The organism is Geodermatophilus sp. CPCC 205761, from assembly GCF_051383655.1.
In the GTDB taxonomy this organism is placed as follows: Bacteria; Actinomycetota; Actinomycetes; order Mycobacteriales; family Geodermatophilaceae; genus Geodermatophilus.
Genome location: NZ_JALPKQ010000008.1, coordinates 38,606 through 62,610 on the forward strand (window position 1 = coordinate 38,606; position 24,005 = coordinate 62,610).

20 protein-coding genes are annotated in these 24,005 nt (G+C 76.2%); 8 read left to right on the forward strand and 12 right to left on the reverse strand.

The features are described from left to right. Positions 1 to 20: 20 nt before the first annotated feature. Positions 21 to 443 (forward strand): peptide-methionine (R)-S-oxide reductase MsrB, encoded by a 423-nt coding sequence (msrB, locus tag MY526_RS06720; RefSeq protein ID WP_436694734.1) that lies wholly within the window; start codon positions 21 to 23, stop codon positions 441 to 443. A 67-nt stretch (positions 444 to 510) separates the two neighbouring features. Here the strand turns inward: msrB and hemQ are convergent, their stop codons facing one another. From hemQ to MY526_RS06735, 3 genes are read right to left on the reverse strand one after another with little or no spacing between them, the layout of a single operon-like run. Further along, complete coding sequence (gene hemQ, locus MY526_RS06725; RefSeq protein ID WP_436694735.1) at positions 511 to 1,221, reverse strand: hydrogen peroxide-dependent heme synthase; 711 nt, start codon at positions 1,219 to 1,221, stop codon at positions 511 to 513. A gap of 58 nt (positions 1,222 to 1,279) precedes the next feature. Then, positions 1,280 to 1,807, reverse strand: coding sequence for a YceI family protein (locus MY526_RS06730; protein WP_436694736.1), 528 nt, complete (start codon positions 1,805 to 1,807; stop codon positions 1,280 to 1,282). Beyond that, on the reverse strand, positions 1,804 to 2,337 hold the full coding sequence (locus MY526_RS06735; RefSeq protein WP_436703535.1) for a hypothetical protein: 534 nt from the start codon (positions 2,335 to 2,337) through the stop codon (positions 1,804 to 1,806). The genes MY526_RS06730 and MY526_RS06735 overlap by 4 nt, the downstream gene beginning before the upstream one ends. A 150-nt stretch (positions 2,338 to 2,487) precedes the next feature. Between MY526_RS06735 and MY526_RS06740 the strand changes: the two genes are divergently transcribed. Together MY526_RS06740 and MY526_RS06745 are read left to right on the forward strand one after the other, a co-directional pair. Then, the gene (locus MY526_RS06740) at positions 2,488 to 5,313 is read left to right on the forward strand and encodes an ATP-binding protein (protein ID WP_436703537.1); all 2,826 of its coding nucleotides are present in this window, start codon (positions 2,488 to 2,490) and stop codon (positions 5,311 to 5,313) included. 182 nt (positions 5,314 to 5,495) lie between these two features. Then, entirely contained in the window at positions 5,496 to 5,870 is a 375-nt protein-coding gene (locus MY526_RS06745) for a hypothetical protein (RefSeq protein ID WP_436692236.1), read from the forward strand. Positions 5,871 to 5,880: 10 nt separating this feature from the next. On the opposite strand, the gene hemG is transcribed toward MY526_RS06745, so the two are convergent. Next, the gene (gene hemG, locus MY526_RS06750; protein WP_436692237.1) at positions 5,881 to 7,248 is read right to left on the reverse strand and encodes a protoporphyrinogen oxidase; all 1,368 of its coding nucleotides are present in this window, start codon (positions 7,246 to 7,248) and stop codon (positions 5,881 to 5,883) included. Beyond that, positions 7,245 to 8,315 (reverse strand): uroporphyrinogen decarboxylase, encoded by a 1,071-nt coding sequence (hemE, locus tag MY526_RS06755; protein WP_436703538.1) that lies wholly within the window; start codon positions 8,313 to 8,315, stop codon positions 7,245 to 7,247. Before hemE ends, hemG begins: the two co-directional genes overlap by 4 nt. A 71-nt stretch (positions 8,316 to 8,386) precedes the next feature. Here hemE and MY526_RS06760 point away from each other — a divergent pair, with 71 nt between their 5' ends. The 5 genes from MY526_RS06760 to MY526_RS06780 all read left to right on the forward strand — a co-directional run bounded on the left by MY526_RS06760 (position 8,387) and on the right by MY526_RS06780 (position 15,234). Then, a complete protein-coding gene (locus MY526_RS06760; RefSeq protein ID WP_436692239.1) occupies positions 8,387 to 9,019 on the forward strand; it encodes a DUF3000 domain-containing protein in 633 nt (210 codons plus the stop codon). 185 nt (positions 9,020 to 9,204) lie between these two features. Next, positions 9,205 to 10,392: an HRDC domain-containing protein gene (locus tag MY526_RS06765; protein ID WP_436692240.1), complete on the forward strand. Its 1,188-nt coding sequence runs from the start codon at positions 9,205 to 9,207 to the stop codon at positions 10,390 to 10,392. A gap of 90 nt (positions 10,393 to 10,482) precedes the next feature. Continuing rightward, the gene (locus MY526_RS06770; protein WP_436692241.1) at positions 10,483 to 11,814 is read left to right on the forward strand and encodes a hypothetical protein; all 1,332 of its coding nucleotides are present in this window, start codon (positions 10,483 to 10,485) and stop codon (positions 11,812 to 11,814) included. Between the two features lie 115 nt (positions 11,815 to 11,929). After that, complete coding sequence (locus MY526_RS06775; RefSeq protein WP_436703539.1) at positions 11,930 to 13,153, forward strand: thiolase family protein; 1,224 nt, start codon at positions 11,930 to 11,932, stop codon at positions 13,151 to 13,153. After that, the gene (locus MY526_RS06780) at positions 13,150 to 15,234 is read left to right on the forward strand and encodes a 3-hydroxyacyl-CoA dehydrogenase NAD-binding domain-containing protein (RefSeq protein ID WP_436703541.1); all 2,085 of its coding nucleotides are present in this window, start codon (positions 13,150 to 13,152) and stop codon (positions 15,232 to 15,234) included. Before MY526_RS06775 ends, MY526_RS06780 begins: the two co-directional genes overlap by 4 nt. A gap of 198 nt (positions 15,235 to 15,432) precedes the next feature. Here the strand turns inward: MY526_RS06780 and dxs are convergent, their stop codons facing one another. The 7 genes from dxs to MY526_RS06815 form a co-directional block, all read right to left on the reverse strand. Beyond that, complete coding sequence (dxs, locus tag MY526_RS06785) at positions 15,433 to 17,349, reverse strand: 1-deoxy-D-xylulose-5-phosphate synthase (protein ID WP_436703542.1); 1,917 nt, start codon at positions 17,347 to 17,349, stop codon at positions 15,433 to 15,435. Between the two features lie 263 nt (positions 17,350 to 17,612). Continuing rightward, a complete protein-coding gene (locus MY526_RS06790) occupies positions 17,613 to 17,981 on the reverse strand; it encodes a hypothetical protein (protein ID WP_436692245.1) in 369 nt (122 codons plus the stop codon). A 66-nt stretch (positions 17,982 to 18,047) separates the two neighbouring features. Beyond that, positions 18,048 to 18,278: a DUF4177 domain-containing protein gene (locus MY526_RS06795; RefSeq protein WP_436692246.1), complete on the reverse strand. Its 231-nt coding sequence runs from the start codon at positions 18,276 to 18,278 to the stop codon at positions 18,048 to 18,050. Positions 18,279 to 18,358: 80 nt separating this feature from the next. Continuing rightward, entirely contained in the window at positions 18,359 to 19,240 is an 882-nt protein-coding gene (locus MY526_RS06800) for an alpha/beta hydrolase family protein (protein ID WP_436703544.1), read from the reverse strand. Positions 19,241 to 19,505: 265 nt separating this feature from the next. Then, positions 19,506 to 20,240, reverse strand: a complete 735-nt coding sequence (locus MY526_RS06805; RefSeq protein WP_436692248.1) for a class I SAM-dependent DNA methyltransferase — start codon at positions 20,238 to 20,240, stop codon at positions 19,506 to 19,508. A gap of 252 nt (positions 20,241 to 20,492) precedes the next feature. Beyond that, on the reverse strand, positions 20,493 to 21,833 hold the full coding sequence (locus MY526_RS06810; RefSeq protein WP_436692249.1) for a class I SAM-dependent RNA methyltransferase: 1,341 nt from the start codon (positions 21,831 to 21,833) through the stop codon (positions 20,493 to 20,495). After that, positions 21,826 to 23,859, reverse strand: coding sequence for an APC family permease (locus MY526_RS06815; RefSeq protein ID WP_436692250.1), 2,034 nt, complete (start codon positions 23,857 to 23,859; stop codon positions 21,826 to 21,828). The genes MY526_RS06810 and MY526_RS06815 overlap by 8 nt, the downstream gene beginning before the upstream one ends. Between the last annotated feature and the right edge of the window lie 146 nt (positions 23,860 to 24,005).

Below are 24,005 nucleotides of genomic sequence, written 5' to 3' on the forward strand. Positions count from 1 at the left end.
GGAGTCGTACCGTGGAGCGCATGACGACGTCCGCGGAGAACCAGCCGAAGGTCACCAAGAGCGACGAGGAGTGGCGGGAGCAGCTGTCGCCGGAGGAGTTCGCCGTCCTCCGCCAGGCCGGCACGGAGCGGCCCTGGACCGGTGAGTACGTCGACACCAAGACGCAGGGCGTCTACACCTGCCGGGCGTGCGGGGCGGAGCTGTTCCGCTCGGAGACGAAGTTCGACTCGCACTGCGGCTGGCCGTCGTTCTACCAGCCGTCGTCCGCCGACAACGTGGTCCTCCGCGCGGACCGCAGCCACGGGATGGTCCGCACCGAGGTGCTGTGCGGCACCTGCCACAGCCACCTGGGCCACGTCTTCGAGGACGCCCCCCAGACGCCGACCGGCGACCGCTACTGCATCAACAGCGTGAGCATCCGGCTCCAGCCGCTGGACGCCTGACCACCGGACGGCCCCGTCCCGGGCCCCGCCCCGAGCCTGCGAGGGGTGGGCAGGACGGGGTCCGTTCTCACGGCAGGTCGGCGACGAGCTCGGCGACCGGCTTGCGGACGCCGGTGTAGAACGGCAACTCCTCGCGCACGTGGCGGCGCGCCGTCGAGGCCCGCAGCTCGCGCATGAGGTCGACGATGCGGTGCAGCTCGTCGGCCTCGAAGGCCAGCATCCACTCGTAGTCGCCGAGGGCGAACGAGGCGACGGTGTTGGCCCGGACGTCGGGGAAGCCGCGGGCCATCTGGCCGTGCTCGGCGAGCATCGCCCGGCGCTCCTCGTCCGGCAGCAGGTACCACTCGTAGGACCGCACGAACGGGTAGACGCAGACGTAGCGGCGCGGCTCCTCGTCGGCGAGGAACGCCGGGATGTGGCTGCGGTTGAACTCCGCGGGGCGGTGCAGCGCCATCTGCGACCAGACCGGCTCCAGGTGCCGGCCGAGCGAGGTGCGGCGCAGCCGGGTGTAGGCCTCCTGCAGCGCCTCCGGCGTCGAGGCGTGCCACCAGACCATGAGGTCGGCGTCGGCCCGCAGCCCGGCGACGTCGTAGACCCCGCGGACGACGACGTCCTTGCCGGCCAGCTCGTCGAGCAGGCCCTGCACCTCGTCGGCGGCCGCGGCCCGCTGCTCGTCGCCCAGGGGGCGGGCCAGCCGGAACACCGACCACATCGTGTAGCGGATGGTCGCGTTCAGGTCGTTGGCCCGCTTGCCGATGCTGCGCTGGTCCTCGCTCATGGCCCCAGTGTCCCAGCGCCGGGGACCGCCTCCGCGGCCCGGTCCCCGGCGCGGGACGTCACGGGGAGGGCGCCCGCAGCCAGGCGTCGACCGCCACGCGGACCGTGCGGCCCACGAGCAGCGCGGGCACCCGGATGCCGACCGTCGTCCGGTCGAGGGTGCCGGCCGCGCGGACCCGGAGCCACCCGCCCTCGACCGGCTCGGGGCGGCCGACCAGGGTCAGCGGCGCGGTGGTGCCCCGCACCGAGAGCACGCCCTCGGCGATCCACGCGCCGTCCGGGGACGGGCGGAACCGGTCGGCGGACCACGTCATCGTCGGGTGCCGCGCGACGTCGAGGAACCGCGGCGTGCGCAGGTCCGCGTCCCGGCGGGCGATGCCGGTGGCCAGGCTCTCCAGGTCGACCTCGCCCCGGACCCGCACCGGACGGCCCCCCTCGTCGAGCCGCACCTCGCCCGAGGAGCAGGACACCGACCCGTGCACCAGCCGCCCACCCAGACCGCGGGCGGCGAAGGTCACCCGCGTGCGGCTGTCGCTGACCGTCCAGGTCCCGGCGACCGGGGTGCGGGAGCCCAGCTGCGCCGTCACGACCGCGCCTCCGCCGGCACCCGCGCCACCAGCACGCGGCCGATCTCGGTGCGCTCGGGCTCCGGCAGCAGGGCCGGGTCCTCACCGGGCAGCAGCTCGGTGCGCGCCAAGCGGGCGTGCACCTCGTCGTGCGTCTCGCGCCCGGTGGCCGTGCCGACGACGACGATGCGGTCGTCGTCGGACCGGAGCACGAGCACGCCGACCAGCCCGTCGACGTCCCGGATCGCCGGGCCGATGCGCTCCCGCCCGCCACGCTCGGCGGCGCGCGCCACGGCCGGGTCCCCGCGGACGTCGAGCCAGGTCACCTCCGCGAACAGCGGGGTCCGGCCCGCGGCCGGGCCGTCGATCCGGTCGATCACGCGGTAGGTGCGGGCGCCGGCGGGCGCCGCCGCCCCGTCGGGCCACAGCGCGACGACGGCGGTGTCGCCGGGGAGCTCGACGACGAGCACCCCGGCGGGCTCGGCGTCGCCGGGCAGCACGGCACGGACGGCGTCGGCGGTGTGTGGGGTGGTGTGGACGGTGGCGAACACGGGATCCTCCTGCCGCTCGGGGACCGGCGGCTCCGGTCCCGGCACGGAGCACGATCCGGGGGCGGCGCGGCGGGGACATCCGTGGGAACACGGGACCGCGGTACGGAGAGGCGGTACGCAGGGCGCGCACCGGCGTGGATACTCCGCGCCGTGCGGACGGCGCCCCCGGCCGCCGACGGCTTCGTCGGACGCGACGCCGAGCTCACCGAGCTGACGGCGGGCGTCGCCGCGGCCGCCGCCGGCGCGGGCGGGCTGCTGCTCGTCTCCGGCCCCGCGGGCATCGGCAAGACGCGCACCGTCGAGGTGGCCGCGGCGCGGGCGCCGGCCGTCGCGTGGGGGCGCTGCGTGGACGACCCCGGGGCGCCGCCGCTGTGGCCGTGGCGGCGCGCCATGCGGTCCCTCCCCGCCGTCCGCGCCGCCGTCGACGGGGCGCTGACCGGCGGCGACCGGCCGGCCGACCCCGAGGCCGCCCGCTTCGCGCTGGTCGCGGCGGCCACCGAGGCGCTGGTGGAGGCGGCCGGGCCGCACGGGCTGGTCGTCGTCCTCGAGGACCTGCACTGGGCCGACGAGACGTCGCTGCGGCTGCTGCGCCACCTGGCCGCCGAGCTGCACCGCTCGCACCTGCTGGTGGTGGCCACCTACCGGGAGCCGTCCGGCGCGCCGGACGGGAGCCCGCTGGACCGCGCGCTGCCGGAGCTGCTGCGCTGCCCGGGGACCCGGCCGGTGCCGCTGCCCCCGCTGACGGAGGACGACGTCCGGGCCCTGCTGCCGGGAGCCGGCCTCGAGACGGTCCGGGCCGCGCACCGGCGCAGCGGCGGCAACCCGCTCTACCTGCGGGCGGTGGCCCGGGCCGGTCCCGGGACCGCCGACGGCGCCGACCCCGGCACCGAGCTGCGGCGCCTGGTCCGGACGACGCTGACCGGCCTGCCCCCGGCCGTGCTGGACCTGGTCGACACGGCGGCCGTCCTCGGCGAGGAGGTCGACGCCGCCCGGCTGGCCGCGGTGACCGCCCGGCCGCCCGGCGAGGTGGCCGCCGGCCTGGACGCCGCGGTGCGGGCCGGCGTGCTCACCGCGGTCCCGGACGCACCGGGCCGGCGGCGGTTCGCGCACGCCGTCGTCCGGGACGCCGTGTACGCCGACCTGGCGCCGAGCACCCGGGAGGAGTTGCACCGGCGCGCGGCCGAGGCGCTGGAGCGGCTCGGCGGGGACGACGACACCGGCGCCGGCGTGGTGGCCGGGCACTGGCTGCGGGCCGCCTCGGAACCGGGGACGCTGCGCCGCGCGTCGTCGTGGGCGCGCCGGGCGGCGGCCGCCGCGACCCGGTCGCTGGCCTTCGACGAGGCCGCCCGGTTCCTCGGGACGGCGCTGGCGGCCGCCAACCGCGCCGGACCGGACGCCGGCGAGCGCGCCGGACTGCTGCTCGAGCTGGCCACCGCCGAGTACCGGGCCGGCCGGTTCGGGGAGAGCCTGCAGCACGCGACCGCCGCCTCCGACGCGGCCGCGGCCTGCGGGCGGCCCGACCTGCTGGCCGCCGCCGCCCTCACCGTGCACGACGTGGCGGCCCCCGGCTCCGCGCCCGCGGTGGTCCGGCTGTGCGAGCGGGCCCTCGCCTCCCCGGCCCTCGTCGACCCCGCCGTCCGCGCCCGGCTGCTGGCCCAGACGGCGTCCGTGCTGGCCGACGCCGGGCGGCTGGGGACCGCGGCCGCGCACGCGGAGGAGGCCCTCGCGCTGGCCGAGGCGACGGGCGACCCCGAGGCGGTCCTCGACGCGGTCCGGGCCCGGGTGAAGGCCGGCCCGGGCGCCCTCGCCCCGGGCGAACGCCTGCGGCTGGGCCTGCTCGCGATCGAGCACGCCGCCGCGACCGGCCAGCCGCTCGCCGAGCTGTGGGGCGCCAAGTGGCGGATCGACGCCGCGCTCGGGACGGGGGACCTGCCGACCGTGCACGACGAGCTGGCCCGGGTCACGGCGCTGGCGCAGCGCACCCGGCTGCCCCTGGTCCGCTGGCACGACCTGCGGCTGCGGGCCTCGGTCGAGGCCCTGTACGGCCGGTTCGCCGACGCGCTGGTCCTCAACGAGGAGGCCCGCGAGGTCGGCAGCCGGGAGCTGGCCCAGGACGCCTCGACGGCCGGCCTGTCGGATGCCTTCCTCCTGGAGCACGCCCTGGTCACCGGGAGCACGTCGCCCTGGCACGGGGACGGGCCGAGCCGGCTGGCGCGGGCCGACGACGTGCCGGTCGTGCTGGTCACCCGGGTGCTGATCGCGCTGCACCGCGACGGCCGGGAGGCGGCGGCGCCGCAGTACGAGCGGCTGCGCCCGCACGTGCGCGAGCCGGGCTTCGTCTCCGCGGAGGGCGTCGCGAGCAACCTGACGCGGCTGGTCGTCGCGTTCGGCGACGCGGACGTCGCCGGGGAGCTGCACGACCGGATCGCGGCGCACCCCGTGGTCGCGGGCGGCGCAGGCGTCTACTGCTGCGGGTCGCTGGCGGTCGAGCTGGGCCGGCTCGACGTCGTCCGGGGGCGCGGCGAGGAGGCGATCGGCCACTTCGAGGAGGCGCTGGCCCTCGACTCCCGGACGGGGGCGCGCCCGGCCGTGGTGCACGACCGGGTCGAGCTGGCCGCGGCGCTGCTGGCGCGGGGCCGGCCCGCGGACCTGGCGCGGGCCGGCGAGCTGGCGCGCTCGGCCTGCGCCGACGCCCGCCGGCTGGGGATGCCGGGCCCGGAGCGGCGGGCCGCGGCGCTGGCGGAGCGCGCGACGCGGGCGGCCCGGGCGGCCGACCCGCTGACCGTGCGGGAGCGGGAGGTCGCCGAGCTGGTCACCGCGGCGCTGACCAACCGGCAGATCGCCGAGCGGCTGGTGCTCTCCGAGCGCACCGTGGAGAGCCACGTGCGGAACATCCTGGCCAAGCTGGGCCTGGCCAACCGCACGGAACTCGCCACGGCGACGGTCACCGGCCGGCGGCCCGCTGTGGAGCGCTGACGCGGGCGGCGCGGCAGTCGTCGCAGGCGGCCATCCACACGTGGTGGCGCAGGCAGACGACGGGACGGGGGCGGATCTGGTCGGGGTGGTGCGGGGACGTCACCCCGAACTCAACAGCGGACGGGCTCGTCGGATGCCCGGGAACGGAGTGGCGCGGCGCACCCTCCAGCACACTGGGCGGCGTGCCCGAGGAGCCGGAGCCGCTGCCGCCCGTCGTCTGGGTGATGGCCGAGCACCAGGGGACGGGCCTGTGGGATCGGGACCACGAGCGGTACGGGGACGTCGACCCCGACGACCTCGGCCTGTCGCCCGGCCTCACCGCCCGGCTCGACGACTGGGTCCGGCGGTTCGAGGAGCTCGCCGAACGGTGGGACTGGGGCACGCCACCCCGGGACCAGCGGGCGGCCGACGAGGCCGAGTGGGCGGCGTGGCGGCGGGAGGGGCTGGACGTCGCCTTCGCCGTCCAGGACGAGCTGGACGCGCTCGGCCACGACGTCGACGTGGTCTACGAGGAGGACGACGACCTGCGCCCGGTCCGGCAGCGGCGCGGTCCCTGAGCCGGGCGGCTCAGCCGGTCAGCGCGTCGACGGCGTGCAGCGCGTCCCGGATGCACGCCGGGACGCCGACCCCGCGGAACGCCGCCCCCGCGATGGCCAGCCCCGGCACCGCGCTCACCGCGGCCCGGACGGCGTCCACCCGGTCCTGGTGGCCGACCAGGTACTGCGGCAGCCCGCCGCCCCAGCGCACCAGCCGCGTCGCCACCGGCTCCGGGCGGGCGAGGCCCAGCAGGTCCGCCACGTCGGCGACCACGGCGGCGGTGAGGTCGTCGTCGGTGCGCTGCAGCTCCGACTCGTCGCGGAACCGGCCGACCGACGAGCGCACCAGCAGGGACTCCCCCGCCAGGTGCGGCCACTTGGCCGACGAGACGGTCACGCCCTTGACCAGCCGGCCGGTCACCGGCGGCACCAGCAGGCCGGATCCGGCCTCGACGTGCTGGGCGGGGAAGGCCATGGCGACCACGGCCATCGACGCGTACGGGATGCCCTGCAGGGGCTCGACCGCGCCGGGCGCGACCGACTGCAGCAGCCGCGCGGCCTTGGCCGCCGGCGCGGTCACGAGCACGGCGTCGGCGGTCAGGCGCTCGGGGGCGGCGACCGGGCCGATGGACAGCTCGAAGCCGCCCGCGGTGCGGGTCAGCGCGTGCGCGGGGGTCCGCAGCCGGACGTCGGCGCGTGCCGCCGCCACCAGGACGGCGGGCAGCGACCCGATGCCGTCGTCGAGGGTCACAAACACCGGCGCGTCGGCGTCGAAGCGGCTGCGCTCCCCGGCGTCCCGCGCGGCGGCCGCCGCGCCCAGCACCGAACGGGCCCGCGGCAGGTGGGCGGCCAGCGCGGGCATCGTGGCGACCAGCGAGAGCTCGTCGGCCCGCCCGGCGTAGACGCCACCGAGCAGCGGCTCGACCAGCCGGTCGACCACCTCGTCGCCGAGCCGCTCCCGCAGCAGCGCGCCGACGGCGACGTCACCCGCCGGCGTCAGCGGCGGCAGATCGGCCTCGGCGGCGACCCGCGCCACGCCGTCCGGCGTCAGGATGCCGTCGAGGCCGTCCGCGGAGGCGGGCACCCCGAGCACGGTGCCGGCAGGCAGCCGGTGCCGGCCGTCGGGCAGGACGACGGCGGCCTGGGTCGTCGCCGGCCGGACCAGCCGGTCGGCCAGCCCCAGCCGCTCGACCAGCTGCACCGCCTCGGGCACCCGCGCCAGCACGGCCTCGGGCCCGGTGTCGTACCAGTGCCCGGCCAGCCGGACCCGGTCCAGCTTCCCGCCGATCCGGTCGCCCGCCTCCAGGACCACGATCTCGTCGTCCGGCCGCCGGCGCCGCCACTCGAAGGCGGCCGCCAGCCCGGTGATCCCGGCGCCGACGACGACCAGACGGGTCACGGAACGGTGGTCAGCTCGTGGACCAGCTCGACGACGTGGGTCAGCACGCCCGGGTCGGTGTCCGGCAGGACGCCGTGGCCCAGGTTGAACACGTGCCCGCGGGCGGCCCGGCCCTGCTCGACCACCCGGCGGACCTCCCGGTCGACGGTGTCCCGGTCGGCCAGGAGGACGGCGGGGTCGAGGTTGCCCTGCAGGGACCGCTGCGGGCCCACCCGGCGGGCCGCCTCGTCCAGCGGCACCCGCCAGTCGACGCCCACGACGTCGGCGCCGGCGTCCCCGATCAGCGCGAGCAGCTCACCGGTGCCGACGCCGAAGTGGATGCGCGGGACGTCGCGGTCGCCGAGCCCGTCGAACACCGCGCGGGAGTGCGGCAGCACCCGCTGCGCGTAGTCGGCCGCCGACAGCACGCCCGCCCAGGAGTCGAACAGCTGCACCGCCGAGGCGCCGGCGTCGACCTGCGCCCGCAGGAAGGTCGCCGCCGAGACGGCCAGCCGGTCCAGCAGCCGGGTCCAGGCCGCGGGCTCGGCGTGCATGAAGGCCTTGGTGCGGGCGTGCTCCTTGGAGGGCCCGCCCTCGATCAGGTAGGTGGCGAGGGTGAACGGCGCGCCCGCGAACCCGATGAGCGGGATGGGGCCGAGCTCGGCGACCAGCCGGCGCACCGCCGTCTGCAGGAAGTCCAGCCGCTCCGGCTCGAGGTCGGGCAGCGCGTCGACGTCGGCGACCGTGCGCACGGGGTCGGCCACGACCGGGCCGACGCCGGGCTTGATCTCGATGTCCACGCCGGCGACGACCAGCGGCAGCACGATGTCGGAGAAGAGGATCGCGGCGTCCACCCCGTGCCGGCGCACCGGCTGCAGGGTGATCTCGGTGACCAGGTCGGGGTCCTGGCAGGCCTCCAGCATCCGGGTGCCGGCCCGCAGCGCCCGGTACTCCGGCAGCGAGCGGCCGGCCTGGCGCATGAACCACACGGGCGTCCGGCTCACCGGCAGGCCCCGGGTGGCCCGGACGAGGTCCGAGTCGGCAGGGGATGGACCCGGGGTCGGCACGGGTTCGGGAACGGCGGTCACGACCGTCGATCCTCCCAGAACGGTGCGGCGCGTCGGCCGCGCGGGGCGGCGTCGCGACCTACCCTGCGAACGTGGAGCCTTCCAGCCTGGCCGGAGCCGGGCACGGCACCGGCGACCGGACCGGGGACGAACCCCCGGAGGAGTTCCGTGCTGGGCTGGCGGCGCTGGCGAGCGTGACGACGCGCCCCGAGATCGTCCTCGAGTCCATCCCCGCCCCGCAGCGGCTCGCGCCGTTCGCGTACGCGGTCGGCGCGCTGGTCACCGAGCCGGAGGGCGACGAGGAGGTCGAGGTCGCCAGCGGGCGGTTCATCGTCCTGCACGACCCGGCCGGCCACGAGGCCTGGGCGGGGACCACGCGTTGCGTCGGGTACCTCTCGGCGACCACCGACGAGCACATGGTGGACGACGCGATGTTCTCGGAGGTCGCGTGGAGCTGGCTCACCGACGCGCTCGACGAGGCCGGCGCAACCCACCACGCGGTCGGCGGCACGGTCACCCGCACCGCCTCGACGCGGTTCGGCGAGCTGGCCGGGCCCGAGCACTCGGTCGACGTGGAGATCCGCGCGTCGTGGACGGCGGAGGACAGCCACCTCGACAGGCACCTGAACGCGTGGCTGGAGGTGCTGGGCACCGCGGCCGGTCTGCCGCCCCCCGGCGTCCGGCTGCTGGGTCCCTCCGGCCCGTCGGGTGGCGGGACTCTCTAACATCGATGTCCCGGGGGTCGCGACACCCCCGCGCCGGCGCCCTCTCCCCGGCCTTCCGCGGTCCCGTGCCGCGAGGCTGTGCGCTGCCGGCGTCGTACTGCTGACGAGACGGGCGAGAAGGTGGACCTGCCCTGAGCACCGACCCCCTCCCGACGCCGGACGACGAGCCGGCCGCCCCTCCGGCGGTGCCGCTGCTCGCCCCCCGCGACGGCCTGCCCCCGGTCATCGAGACCTCCACCGCCCTGGTCGAGTACGCCGCCGCCCTGCGGTCCGGCACCGGACCGGTCGCGGTGGACGCCGAACGCGCCTCCGGCTACCGGTACGGCCAGCGCGCCTACCTGGTGCAGCTGCGCCGCAACGGGTCGGGAACGGGGCTGCTGGACCCGATCCCGCTCCCCGATCTCTCGGTGGTCCAGGAGGCGATCGCCGACGCCGAGTGGGTGCTGCACGCCGCCAACCAGGACCTGCCCTGCCTGGCCGAGATCGGCCTGGTGCCCACGCGCATCTTCGACACCGAGCTGGCCGCGCGGCTGGCCGGGCTGCCGCGGGTCGGGCTGGGCGCCGTCGTCGAGTCGCTGCTCGGCTACTCGCTGCAGAAGGGGCACTCCGCCGCCGACTGGAGCACCCGCCCGCTGCCCGAGGAGTGGCTGGTCTACGCCGCCCTGGACGTCGAGGTGCTGGTCGACCTGCGCGACGCGCTGGCCGCCGTCCTCGAGGAGCAGGGCAAGACCGAGTGGGCGCGGCAGGAGTTCGAGGCGATCCTCACCGCCGGGCCGCCGGCCCCCAAGCAGGACCCGTGGCGGCGCACCTCCGGCGTGCACGGCCTGCGCAACCGCCGTCAGCTCGGCATGCTCCGCTCGCTGTGGCAGGCCCGTGACGACCTCGCCCGCCGCCGCGACGTCGCCCCCGGCCGGGTGCTGCCCGATGCGGCGATGGTCTCCGCGGTGCAGGCCGACCCGCGCACGGAGGCGGCCCTGCTGGACCTGCCGGTGTTCCGCGGCCGCGCCAACCGCAAGCTGGTGGGCACCTGGTTCGGCGCGCTGACCCGCGGCCGCGAGCTGCCGGAGTCGGAGCTGCCGCTGCACAGCAAGCCGGGCGACGGCCCGCCGCCGGTGAGCCGCTGGGCCGACCGGGACCCCGCCGCCGCCACCCGGCTGCAGGTGGCCCGGGCCGGGCTCGCGGAGCTGTCGGCGAAGCACAGCGTGCCGGTGGAGAACCTGCTCTCCCCGGACCTGGTGCGCCGGCTGACCTGGGCGCCGCCCGAGTCGCGGGACAGCGCCTCGGTCGCCGCGGCGCTGCGCGCCGGCGGGGCCCGCGAGTGGCAGGTGGAGCTCACCCGGGACCTCCTGACCGACGCGGTCGCCCGCGCCTGAGCCGCGCCGCGCGTCCGCCGGCCGTGCCACGCTCCTCCTGACGGCCGACGCGGCAGCCCGCCGGCGCCGGCCCGGGCGAGGGGCGGCGGGATGGGCACCTCCGGTGAGCTGCGCGGCGGCGCGAGCCGGCCCGCCGTGGGCCGGGTCCTCGTCGCCGTCGTCGGGGCGGCCCTGGCCGCGGCTCTGCTCCTCCCCCGCCAGGGGCCGGCACTGCCGCTCTCGGCGCCGCCCGTCCCCCCGCCCGCGGAGGTCGTGCTCCTGCCGCCGCGCGGCTCCCTGGCCGGGGACGCCGCCGTCCTCGCCGGCGTCCGCCGGTTGCCGTGGACGGTGCGCGAGTCGACCGTCGGGCCCGGCATCCCCGACGCCCCGCTGGGGTCGCGCCGGGTGGTCTTCGCCGGCGACGTCCCCGGCGGGCGGTGGGCGCTCGTGGTCGGGACGTACACGCTGGTACCGGGGGTGCCCCCGCCCTCCGGGAACGGCGGCCGGCCGGACCTGGCCGCGGCCTGGTTCGCCGGACCACCGGGCGCGCCGCCGGAGCAGATGACCCTGCGCACCGTCCCGCACCGCGTCCGAGCCGACCGGCCGGTGGCCGTGGTCGATCCCCGCGCCGGCGCGCTCGTCGTCGTCGCCGCGCCGGGCGACGTCGTGCAGGTCTCGGAGCACCCCGACATCGCCGAGGACGGCAGCGCGGCGCGCACGTTCCGGACGGTGCCGACCACCGACGGCGTGGCCGTCGTGGCCCTGCCGCCCAACGACGTGCCCTCGACCTCGGCCGTCTCGTACCGGGTGCTCCGCGACGGCGCGCTGCTGGTCCGCGCCGATCCGGACCTCGCGGCGGGCCCGACCGCGATCGCGGCGCCCCCGGACGCCTGGCGCGGGGCGCCGTCGTCGGCGGGGACGCGCCTGGCGGCCGACGTCGTGGCCGAGGTCCTGACCCGCATCGGGCTGCCGCCCGCGGAGGTCGACGTCGCGCTCCCCTGGGTGGGCGCCGTACCAGGCCCCGGACGCGCCGCCGGGGTGGGCGTGGTCGTCACCGTGACCGTGCCGAGCGGAGCGGTGGTCGTGGCGGTGGAGTGGGGGCTGCCCACCACCGAGCGGGTCGAGGCGGCCAACCCCTGCGCCCTCGCCATCGAGCCGGCGGGCGTGCCGCTGGACCGGCGCGTCCTCGCGGCGTCGTGCGCGGTCGTGGAGGTCGGTGCCCCCACGGCGCGGAGCACCCTGGTCGTGGTCGCTCCGCCGACGGTGACGACCGTCCGCGCGCACAGCGCCCGCGGCTCCTTCCTCGCCGAGCACCCCGCCGTCGACGGCGTCGTGGTCGCGCCCTTCCCCCGAGGCACGGCCACCGTCGAGGCCGTCACGGCCGGCGGGGTCAGCCTCGGCCGGGTTCCGCTGCTCGGGCGGACGGCCGCCTTCGGCAGGTGAACGGCGCGACATCACCCGGTCGGAGCACGCGTCGGCTTGGACCTCTCGTTACCGGCGGGTAACTTGGCGGGCGCCGCGCCCCACCGGGCCGGCTCCGAACTCTCGCGGAGGTCCTGTGTCATCTGAAGAGCGGCGGCCACGGTCGTTGCGTGAGGTCGTCTTCGTCGACGGCGTGCGCACCCCCTTCGGCAAGGCCGGGCCGACGGGCATCTACGCCGAGACGCGCGCCGACGACCTCGTCGTGCGCTGCATCCGCGAGCTGCTGCGGCGCAACCCGTCGCTGCCGGCCGACCGGATCGACGAGGTGGCCATCGCCGCCACCACCCAGATCGGCGACCAGGGGCTGACCATCGGCCGCACCGCGGCGCTGCTGGCCGGGCTCCCGACGACCGTGCCGGGCTACGCCATCGACCGCATGTGCGCGGGTGCGATGACCGCGGTGACCACGACCGCGTCCGGCATCGCCTTCGGCGCCTACGACGTCGCCATCGCGGGCGGGGTCGAGCACATGGGCCGCCACCCGATGGGCGAGGGTGCCGACCCCAATCCGCGGTTCTTCAGCGAGAAGCTGGTCGACGGCTCGGCGCTGGTCATGGGCTCGACCGCGGAGAACCTGCACGACCGCTTCCCGCACCTGACCCGGGAGCGCGCCGACGCCTTCGCGTTGGCCAGCCAGCAGCGGTACGCCAAGGCGGTCGCCAACGGGCAGATCGGCCCCGAGCTGGTCCCCGTGGCCACCCGCTCGGCCGAGCACGGGTGGGGCCTGGCGACCGTGGACGAGCCGCCGCGGCCGACCACCACGCTCGATGGCCTCGGCACCCTGAAGACGCCGTTCCGCCCGCACGGCCACGTCACCGCCGGCAACGCCGCGGGCCTCAACGACGGCGCCACCGGCTGCCTGCTCGCCGCCGAGGACGTCGCCCGGGAGCTCGGCCTGACCATCGGCATGCGGCTGGTCGGCTACGGGTTCGCCGGCGTCGAGCCCGAGGTCATGGGCGTGGGCCCGGTGCCGTCGACGGAGAAGGCGCTGGCCCGCACCGGCCTCTCGATCGGGGACATCGGCCTGTTCGAGCTCAACGAGGCCTTCGCCGTCCAGGTGCTGGCGTTCCTCGACCACTTCGGCATCGCCGACGACGACGAGCGGGTCAACCCGTGGGGCGGCGCGATCGCCGTCGGCCACCCGCTGGCCTCTTCCGGCGTGCGGCTGATGACCCAGCTGTCCCGCCAGTTCGCCGAGCGGCCCGACGTCCGCTACGGCCTGACCGCCATGTGCATCGGACTGGGCATGGGCGGCACCGTGATCTGGGAGAACCCGAACTGGGAGGGTGTCGAGAAGTGACCGCCGTCTTCGAGAACGAGGTCGTGACTCGGGCGTTGGTCCGGTTCCTGGCCCTGCCCGGCCTGGCCGGCGAGCTGGCCCTCGTCACCCTGGACAACGGGCAGGACCACACCCGCCCGTCCACCTTCGGCCCGGGCGGGCTCGCGTCGCTGGATGCCGCGCTCGACGAGATCGCGGCGCACTCCCCCGCGCCGGCGGCGATCGCCGTCACCGGCAAGCCGTTCGTCTTCGCCGTCGGCGCCGACCTCTCGGGCGTGCCCTCGGTGAGCGACGCCGCGGCCGCCCGGGCGATCGCCGCGACCGGCCACCGGGTGTTCCGCCGGCTCAAGGACTCGCCGATCCCCACGTTCGCCTTCGTCAACGGCGTCGCGCTGGGCGGCGGGCTGGAGCTGGCGCTGCACTGCCGGTACCGGACGATCGCCACCACCGCGGCGGTCGCCTTCCCCGAGGTCTTCCTCGGCCTGGTGCCCGGCTGGGGCGGCACGCAGCTGCTGCCGAACCTGATCGGCATCGACCCGGCGGTCACGGTCGTCGTCGAGAACGCCCTGGCGCAGAACGCGATGACGCCGGCGCCGAAGGCCGCCCGGCTCGGCATCGCCGACGCGGTGTTCGAGCCGGCCGACTTCCTCGAGCGCTCGCTGGAGTGGGCCGCCGGGGTGCTCAGCGGCGCCGTGACCGTGTCCCGCCCCGACGTCGACCGCTCGGCGTGGGACGACGCCATCGCCCGGGCCCGCGCGATCGTGGCCGGCCGCACCCGCGACGCCTCGCCGGGCGCACTGCGCGCGGTGCAGCTGCTGGACCTCGCGCGCCACGGCGTGGACGGCGAGGCCTTCCCCGCCGGCACCGCCGCGGAGGACGACGCCCTGACCGACCTGCTGATGAGCGACCAGCTGCGGGCCTCGCTGTACGCCTTCGACCTGGTCAACAAGCGGGCCAGGCGGCCGGCCGGCGCGCCGGACAAGGCGCTGGCGCGGAAGGTCACCAAGGTCGGCGTCGTCGGTGCGGGACTCATGGCCGCCCAGCTGGCGCTGCTGCTCGTGCGGCGGCTGGAGGTGCCCGTCGTCCTCACCGACGTCGACCAGGCGCGCGTGGACAAGGGCGTCGGCTCCGTGCACGCGGAGCTGGCGAAGCTGGCCGCCCGGGGCCGGCTCTCGCCCGATGCCCTCAACCGGCTCACCGGCCTGGTGACCGGCTCGCTGTCCAAGGACGCCTTCGCCGACGCCGACCTCGTCATCGAGGCCGTCTTCGAGGAGCTCTCGGTGAAGCAGCAGGTGTTCGCCGAGGTCGAGGCCGTGGTGTCCGAGACGTGCGTGCTGGCCACCAACACCTCGGCGCTGTCGGTGACCGAGATGGCGTCCAAGCTCGAGCACCCGGAGCGGGTCGTCGGCCTGCACTTCTTCAACCCGGTGGCGGTCCTGCCGCTGCTGGAGGTGGTGCGCGCCGAGCAGACCGACGACGCCACGCTGGCCACCGCGTTCGCCGTCGGCAAGGCCCTGGGGAAGAGCTGCGTGCTGGTCGCCGACGCCCCCGCGTTCGTCGTCAACCGGCTGCTCACGCGCTTCCTCGGCGAGATCACCGCCGCCGTCGAGCAGGGCACCCCGGTGGCCGTCGCCGACCGCGCGCTCGACCCGCTCGGCCTGCCCATGACGCCGTTCGAGCTGCTGACGCTGGTCGGCCCGCCGGTGGCGCTGCACGTCGCCGAGCGGATGCACGAGGCCTTCCCCGACCGGTTCGCCGTCGGCGAGGCGCTGCGGCGGATGGTCGAGCTCGGGAAGTCGTCGGTGTACTCCGAGCCCGGTGTCGTCGACCCCGAGCTCGCGGGCCTCGACGCCGGCGACGCGCCGCTGACCGAGGAGCAGGTGCGCGCGCGGGCGGTCGAGGCGCTGGCGCAGGAGATCCGGCTGATGCTGGACGAGGGCGTCGTGCAGGCCGTGCAGGACATCGACCTGTGCATGCTGCTGGGCGCCGGGTGGCCGTTCTGGCTGGGCGGCATCTCCGCCCACCTCGACCGCACCGGCGTCTCGGAGGCGGTCACCGGCCGGCGCTTCCTCTCGCGCGGCGTCGCCTCCCTCCCCGCCTGATCCCGTCGGTTTCCGCGGAAACCGCCACGAACATCCCGTCGGTTTCCGCGGAAACCGACGCCGGATCCGGACTTTCCGCGCCGTAAGTCCGGGGCTGATCCGGACTTTCCGCGCGGAGAGTCCGGACAGACGGCGAGAGCGCCGTCCCTCCTCGCGGAGGGGCGGCGCTCTGTCGCGCGTCGGCCGGGCCGGGCGGGACTACCGCTGGGCGCCGTCCACCGGGGCGGCGACGACGGGCTCCGCCCGCTCGGTCAGGACCGCGGTCCACTCGGCGATCCGGCGGGCGACGTCCTGCTCGGTCAGGCCGACGTCGGCCAGCACCTGACCCCGGCTGCCGTGCTCGAGGAACTCCTGCGGCAGCCCCAGCGCCCGCAGCGGCACGTCGCAGCCGCGGTCCTGCAGCGCCTGGGTGAGCGTCGTCCCGACGCCGCCGGCGCGGCCGCCGTCCTCGACGGTGACGACCAGCCGGTGCTCGGCGGCCAGCTCGACCAGCTCGGCGGAGACCGGCAGCACCCAGCGCGGGTCGGCGACGGTCACCTCGATGCCGTGGTCGGCGGCGCGCTCGGCGGCGGCCAGGCACAGCGGCACCATCGAGCCGACGGCGACCAGCAGCACCTCCGGCCGCGTCCCGCGGCGCAGGACGTCGACCGGCCCGCGCCGTTCCAGCGCCGGGATGTCGACCGGCGGCGCGCCCTTCGGGAAGCGGACGACGGTGGGGCCGTCGATGACCGCGACCGCCTCGCGCAGCGCCTCCCGCAACGTCGGCTCGTCGCGCGGCGCGGCCAGCCGCAGGCCGGGGACGACCGACAGGATCGACATGTCCCACATGCCGTTGTGCGAGGCGCCGTCGGTGCCGGTGACCCCGGCCCGGTCGAGGACGACGGTCACCGGCTGGCGGTGCAGCGCGACGTCCATGAGCAGCTGGTCGAACGCCCGGTTGAGGAAGGTCGAGTAGACCGCGACCACCGGGTGCAGACCGCCCATCGCCAGGCCCGCGGCCGAGGTGAGGGCGTGCTGCTCGGCGATGCCGACGTCGAAGGTGCGGTCGGGGAAGCGCTCGGCGAAGGCCGCCAGGCCGGTGGGGTGCAGCATCGCGGCGGTGGTCGCGACGACGTCGGACCGCTCGGCGCCGATCCGGACCAGCTCGTCGGAGAAGGCCGCCGTCCAGTCCCGTGCGGTGGCGGCGCAGGCCCCGCTGTCGGGGTCGAAGACGCCGGTGGCGTGCCAGGCGTCGATCTGGTCGGTCTCGGCCGGCGGGTAGCCGAAGCCCTTCGTGGTGACCGCGTGCACGATCACCGGGCCGCCGAAGGAGCGGGCCCGGCGCAGCGCCGACTCCATCACCTCGATGTCGTGCCCGTCGACCGGGCCGACGTACTTGAGGCCGAGGTCCTCGAACATGCCCTGCGGCGAGAGGACGTCCTTGAGGCCCTTCTTGATCGCGTGCAGGGCGTCGTAGAGGGCCGAGCCCAGCACCGGCGCGCGGTGCAGCGCCTGGCGCACCTGGAGCAGCGCCTGCTCGTACCCCGGCCGCAGCCGGAGGGTGGCCAGCGCGTCGGCGACGCCGCCGATGGTCGGCGAGTAGGAGCGCCCGTTGTCGTTGACGACGATGACGACCGGGCGGTCCTGGGCGGCGGCGATGTTGTTCAGCGCCTCCCAGGCCATCCCGCCGGTGAGCGCGCCGTCACCGATGACGGCGACGACCGGCCGCTTCTCCCCGCGGACGGCGAGCGCCTTGGCCAGCCCGTCGGCGTAGGACAGCGAGGTGGAGGCGTGGCTGTTCTCGACCCAGTCGTGCTCGCTCTCGGTCCGGCTCGGGTAACCGGAGAGCCCGCCGCGCTGGCGCAGCCGCTCGAAACCCTCCACCCGGCCGGTGAGCATCTTGTGCACGTAGCTCTGGTGGCCGGTGTCGAAGACGATCGGCTCGCGCGGGGACTCGAAGACGCGGTGCAGGGCGATGGTCAGCTCGACCGCGCCGAGGTTGGGGCCGAGGTGGCCGCCGGTGCGCGCGACGCTGGTGACGAGTGCGTCGCGGATCTCGGCGGCCAGCACGGGGAGCTGCTCGGGAGCCAGCGCACGGAGGTCGGCGGGGGTACGGAGCGATCGCAGGAGCGACACGGGGCGGTGGTGTCCTCTCTGTCGGCGGCAGGTGCACGGCTCGGCAACGGCCGCCGACCAACTGTAGCCGCGTTCACGGACGTCTTCCGTTCGAGCACCGAGGGTGGATGCAGGCTCACAACGCCCTCGGTCGCTCCCGCGGGGCGCTCCGCTCCTCGCCGCGGTGCTCACGCCCCTGTCCGCTCACAGGTCCCGTGGTTCGCTCCCGCGGGGCGCTCCGCTCCTCGCTCGTTCCTCGCTGCGGTGCTCACGCCCCTGCCCGCTCACAACCGGGGCACCCAGCGCTCCCCGCGCAGCGCCCCGGCGACCACCTCCACGCCCCGGGCGGCGGCGGCCAGCCGGGTGCCCTCCCGCTCGTACGCGGTCATCGCGGCGGCCATGGCGTCGGCCGGCAGGTCGTCGCCGAGCTCCACCCGCACCGTGCGCCAGCCGGCCCGCGCCGCCTCGAGCCCCGCGGCCACGTGGTCACGGGCGAAGCGGGCCAGCAGCACCGGATAGCGGCGGAGCACCTCGTGGGCGCGGTAGTCCGGCGGGACCAGGTCGAACAGCCAGGCGACGGCGGACTGCTCCCAGTCCGGCGCCCCAGGCGGCCGGACGGCGTCCGGCCAGCCCGGCGGCAGGGTCCCGTCCACCGCACCAGTGTGCCATCAGTCGAACAGACGTTCGACGGACGCGCCCGCTGTCGAGCTGGATCGGCGTCAGGCCGAGGTGGGGCGCTTCAGCCAGAACTGCTCGAAGCCCCAGGTGCCGGCGCCGCTGGAGTGGTAGTTGACCAGCTCCCAGCCCTCGCTGCCCAACCGGTTGAGCACCGAGCTGGTGTCCCCCTGCTGGCGCTCGAGCTGACCGCCGGGGAGCTTCACGCTCACCCCCGCGCGCTGCGACTCCGCGTCGTTGGCCGTGATGACCGAGGCGTACTCCCAGGTGGTCACGGGAGCACGGTAACCGGTCGGGGACGGCGACCCTCGTCAGGCAGGGATTCTCCGGCTCCCCGGGTCCGGCGCCGACCCCGTCAACCGGCGACCAGCTCCATCACGACGTCGGCTCGGTAGCAGTCCACCCCGAGGTGCCCGTCCGAGCACTCGACCACACGCGGGGGGTTCACGGCTCCCATGTGTTCGGCGAACGGCGTCAGCTGGCTCACCGGCGGGGTCCACGGGTCCGACGGGGACACCACCGCGACCAGCGGCACGCCGCCCAGCTGATCGGCCGGCAGGGCGAGCGGATCCCGCGCGGCGATCTCCCCCGCGCTCAGCGCCCCCGCGATCCGGTCGGTGAACCGAGGATCCGCGGCCACCGCACGCAGGTTCGTCACCGCGGTGATCCCCACCCACCCCAGGAGGTCGGGCACCGACCCGTCGGCCACCATGTTCAACCCGGCCACCCCGCCCATCGACATGGACACCAGCACCACTCCGCTGACCGGGTACACCTCTCGCAGCCGGTCGAGGAGGGACAGGTGGTCAGCCTGCGACGCGGAGGAACCCCAGGCGTCCCCGCCCGCATCCGAGGCCGCCACCACCCAGCCGGCATCGATCAGCGTCTGGGTGAACCGTTGTGCCGACTCCTCGACGGGGACCCGCCGGTCGTGCCCGGCACCGTGCAGCATCAGCGCCACGGGCCGCGGCCCGCTGACGGGGCGGGTGCTCGTGACGGTCAGGACCCGCCGGCCGCTGATCGTGTCCTCGCCGATGGAGGCGTGCTCGAGCCTGGCCAGCGGTGGCTGGCCCGCGGAGACAGGAGCGGGTGCGGCCGCCGCAGCGACCCCCGGACCCGGGCGCACCTCGCCGGACCCGGTGCCAGCGGCGACGGCCGCCTCGCGGACCCCGACGACCACCAGGACGGCGAGAAGCGCGGAGACGGCGGCCCACGCACGCGTGCCGGGTCGTCGCATGTCCCCCATGATGACCGAATGGAACTGCCCGGTCACGTATTGCGACCTCCGGCGCGGACGCGTTGCCCGAGCGTGCGCTCCCGACGTCGCGCGTCAGCGACGCCGGAGCGCAGGCCGCGCAGCCCACCGCGCGGGGAGCCGTTCGGTCCGGCTCGCCGTCACCGTGCCCCACACCCGGAGGCCTCGACGGTCACCTCGACGTCCGGCAAGCGGGTCAGCTGCTCGCGGACCACCGCGGCCTGCAGCCGGGGCTGCTCAGGCCCCGTCACGCGGTCATCGGAGAGCCCGGTCCGCGCCGCGCGACGAACACGAGGTTCTGCGTGACGATGTTGCCGCGCAGGACCCCGGTCTCGGCGGCCAGGCCGAGCTTGAAGAAGCCGCTGTAGAACGTCCAGACGAGCCGGCGCAGCGCGCTGACCACCCCGTGCGGCGCGGGCGCCGACGGGTAGACGTCGACGCCCGCGAACCCGGCGACGGCCATGAGTTGGCGGACGCTGCGTGCGGTGAACCAGGACTCGTGAGTGAAGTCGCCGTGCCGGTAGTTGCCGCCGAACGGGCTCACCGCGTTCGGCACCCGGCCGACCAGCACGCCACCGTCACGCAGCGCCGCCCGGACCTGTGGCAGCAGGACCAGCAGTTCCTCCCGGGTCAGGTGCTCGAAGAAGTCGGTCGCCGTGATGGCCAGGAACTGTCCCGGGGACGCCGACAGCACCTCCAGCACGTCCCCCTGCTCCACACCGTCGATGCCGGACTGCCGGGCGATGGCGACCTGCTCAGGGCTGACGTCGATGCCCCGGGCCCGGGTGTATCCCGCGGCCCGCATGGCCGCCACGAGCGCACCCTGGCCGCACCCGAGGTCGACGACCGGGCCCCTGCGGTCGTCGGGGAGCCGCCGCACCACTTCCTGGAGGGCCGTCGGGGACGTCCTCCCGGCCGTGCCCGCGTGCGTCGTGGCATATGACTCGTACAGGGCATCCCGACTGCTCTGCCTTCTGTCCATGCCTGTCTCCTCGCGACGGCCGGTGGCAGCGTAGACGCGTCGGTACCGGTACGGCAGGACCTCCGGCCGCAGCCGTCGGCAGCGCTGCCGCGCGCCCGGGACGGCGACCCGCCCACCAGGTGATCGCCGGCAGCCGGCCCGCCCAGACCGGCAGGGAGCCCCCTCGTGCACGGCCACCAGCCGGCCTGAGCCAGGAGGACGGCGACAGGCGGCCCGGCGGCGCCGTCCCCGGCAGCCGGCGCCCGGCCTCCCCTACGGCCGGACCGGGTCCCCGAGCAGCAGCGCCACGCACTCCACGTGCGCGGTCATGGGGAAGGCGTCGAAGGCACGGATCCCCGCCAGCCGGTAGCCGGCCGCGCCGAAGACGGCGACGTCGCGGGCCAGCGACGCCGGGTCGCAGGCCACGTAGACCACCGCGCGGGGGGTCGCTGCGGCGAGCACCCGGCTCACCTCCTGCCCGGCGCCCGCCCGCGGCGGGTCCAGGACGACGACGTCCGGCCCGGCGCCGAGCTCGTCCAGCAGCCCGGCCAGCCCCTCGGCGTCCACCTCGCCCTGCCAGACCTCGGCCTGCGGCAGCTCGGCGAGGTTGGCCTCGGCGGCGGCACAGGCGGCCGGGTCGGCCTCCACGCAGACCACACGCCCGTCCGGCCCGGCCAGCGGCGCGAGCGCCCCGCCGAACAGGCCCGCGCCGGCGTAGAGGTCGAGCACCGTCTCCCCCGGCCGCACGTCGGCGAACGTCTCGACGGCGGCGACCAGCGCGTCGGCGGCCTCGGGGTGGACCTGCCAGAAGCCGGTGCCCTCGACCTCCCAGTCGCGGCCGGCGGCGGACCGCGACGTGCGGCCGGCCGGCTCGGCGGGGACGTCCTCGCCCGGGCGGAGCACACGCGTCGACTGCGGCCGGCCCTGCCGGTCCAGCCGGGTCGTGGTCACCGTGCCGGTGGTGTCGACGGCGACGTCCACCGCCCCCGCACCCGGCCAGCGCCGTCCCAGGACCGCGCGGGCGGCCGGCTCGGCGGTGATCGGGCAGTCGTCGAGCAGCTGCAGGTCGTGCGACCGGTGCCGGCGCAGCCCCGGCGCCCCGGAGCGGTCGACAGCGAACCGCGCCCGCGACCGCCAGCGCAGCGGACCGCCGGGCAGGGCCTCGACGGTCACCTCGACGTCCGGCAGGTGGGCCAGGCGGGCCAGCTGCTCGCGGACCACCGCCGCCTTCAGCCGGCGCTGCTCGGCCGGGTCGGCGTGCTGCCAGTCGCACCCGCCGCAGCGGCCCGGCCCGCTGTACGGGCAGGGCGGTTCCACCCGCTCCGGCGAGGCCGCCAGCACGTCGATCGCGTCGGCGCGGCAGAAGCCCGGGTGCCGGTCCTCGGTCACCCGGACCACCACCCGCTCGCCGGGCAGGGCGTGCCGCACGAAGACGACCCGCCCCTCGTGCCGGGCCACGCAGTGCCCACCGTGGGCGACCGGCCCGATGGCGACCTCGAACTCGCGTCCGGTCCACCCGCCGCCGCGATCCGGCCGTGCCCCGCGGTCCCGGCCCCGCTGCCGGGGCCGGCCGCGAGCCTGCGAGCGGCGGGGGGCAGCGGGGTCCTCATCCATACGGGGTCACCTCGGCGTCGTCGGTCAGCCCGCGCCGCAGGTCGCCGGGCGCCGGACCGCCGCCGTTGTCCTCGTCCCGCCCGACCGAGCTCTCCAGCTGCCACGGCACCGTGGTGATCATGACGCCGGGCTGGAACTGCAGCCGGGCCCGCAGCCGCAGGGCGCTCTGGTTGTGCAGCACGTTCTCCCACCAGTGGCCCACCACGTACTGCGGCACGAAGACGACGACCAGCTCGCGCGGGCTGTCCCGCCGGATGCCCTTGACGAAGTCGAGGACCGGCCGGGTGATCTCCCGGTACGGGGACTCCAGGACGGTCAGCGGCACCGGGATGTCGTACTTCTCCCACTGGCCCTGCAGCGCCCGCGTCTCGGCGTCATCGACGTTGACGGTCAGCGCGGTCAACTGGTCGGGGCGCGTCGCCCGGGCGAAGGCCAGCGCCCGCAGCGTGGGCTTGTGCACCTTCGACACCAGGACGATCGCGTGCACCTTGCTGGGCAGCATCCGCGAGTCGGTGTCGGGGATCAGCTGCTCGGAGACGTGCGAGTAGTGCCGGTTGATCGCCTTCATCAGCAGGAACAGCACCGGCATCACCAGCAGGACCAGCCAGGCGCCGCGGGTGAACTTGGTGACGACGATGATCACCAGGACGACGGTGGTCAGCGTGCCGCCGACGGCGTTGATCGCCTGCGAGCGGCGGATCCGGCTGCGCACCGCCGGGTCGGGCCGGCCGCGCAGCTCCCGGTTCCAGTGCCGCACCATGCCCCACTGGCCGATCGAGAAGCTGGTGAAGACGCCGACGATGTACATCTGGATCAGCCGGTTGACGTCGGCCCCGAAGGCGATGATGAGCAGCGCGGCGAACCCGGCGAGCAGCAGGATGCCGTTGCTGTAGACCAGCTTGTCGCCGCGGGTGTGCAGCTGGCGCGGCATGAACCGGTCCTGTGCCAGCACCGAGCCCAGCAGCGGGAAGCCGTTGAACGCGGTGTTGGCGGCCAGCACGAGCACGAGCGCGGTGGCCGCCTGGATGTAGAAGAAGCCGGGCGAGGTGTCCCCGCCGAAGGTCGCCGCGGCCACCTGGGCGATGACCGTCCGCTGCGGTTCGGTCTCGCAGTTCGCGAAGCCCTCGAGGTCGCACGGGTGCTCGACGTACTTGACCTCCGCGGCCAGGGCGAGCGCGGTGACGCCCGCGAACATGACCGCGGCGATGCCGCCCATGAGGGCCAGCGTGGTGGCGGCGTTCCGGCTCTTCGGCGGCTTGAACGCCGGGACGCCGTTGGCGATCGCCTCGACCCCGGTCAGCGCCGTGCAGCCGGAGGCGAAGGCCCGCAGCGCGAAGAACAGCAGCGCGAGGCCGGTCAGCTGCTCGTAACCGGGCTCCGGTGAGATCGAGAAGCCGGCGGTCTCGGCGACGACCGGCGAGTCGGTGAACAGGTCCCGCACGAGGCCCGTGGCCACCATCACCAGGATCCCGGTGATGAACAGGTACGTGGGGGCGGCGAACGTGCGGCCGGACTCCCGCAGTCCCCGCAGGTTGGCCGCGGCCAGCACGGCCACCAGCCCGACGGCGATGAGCACCCGGTGCTCGTTCAGCGTGGGGAACGCGGAGATGATGTTGTCCGTGCCGGCCGCGACCGACACCGCCACGGTCATCACGTAGTCCACGAGCAGGGCGCTGGCCACGGTCAGCCCGGCGAACTGGCCGTGGTTCTTGAACGCGACCTCGTAGTCGCCCCCACCGGACGGGTAGGCCTTCACGACCTGCCGGTAGGACAGCACCACCGTGGTCAGGAGCAGCACGACCGCGATGGCCAGCCACGGGGCCAGGTACAGGAAGGCCGTCCCGGCGAGGGTCAGCACGATGAGGATCTCCTGCGTGGCGTAGGCCACCGAGGAGAGCGGGTCGCTGGCGAAGATCGGCAGGGCGAGGCGCTTGGGCAGCAGCGACTCGCCGGCGCGGTCGCTGCGGACGGGCCGGCCGACGACCAGCCGTTTCGGGAGTTGTCCGAGGTCGGACAGGCTGGGCACGGCGGCGATGGTACGGACGCCGGGAGCCTGCGCGCCGCCTCCGCGAGGGTGAGTTCCGGCGCTCCGGACGTCGGCGGGCGACGTCCCCGGGTGTAGCTTCGCGGCCGGACAGCGCGGGGCGGACGGCGCCCGGCGCACCACGGATC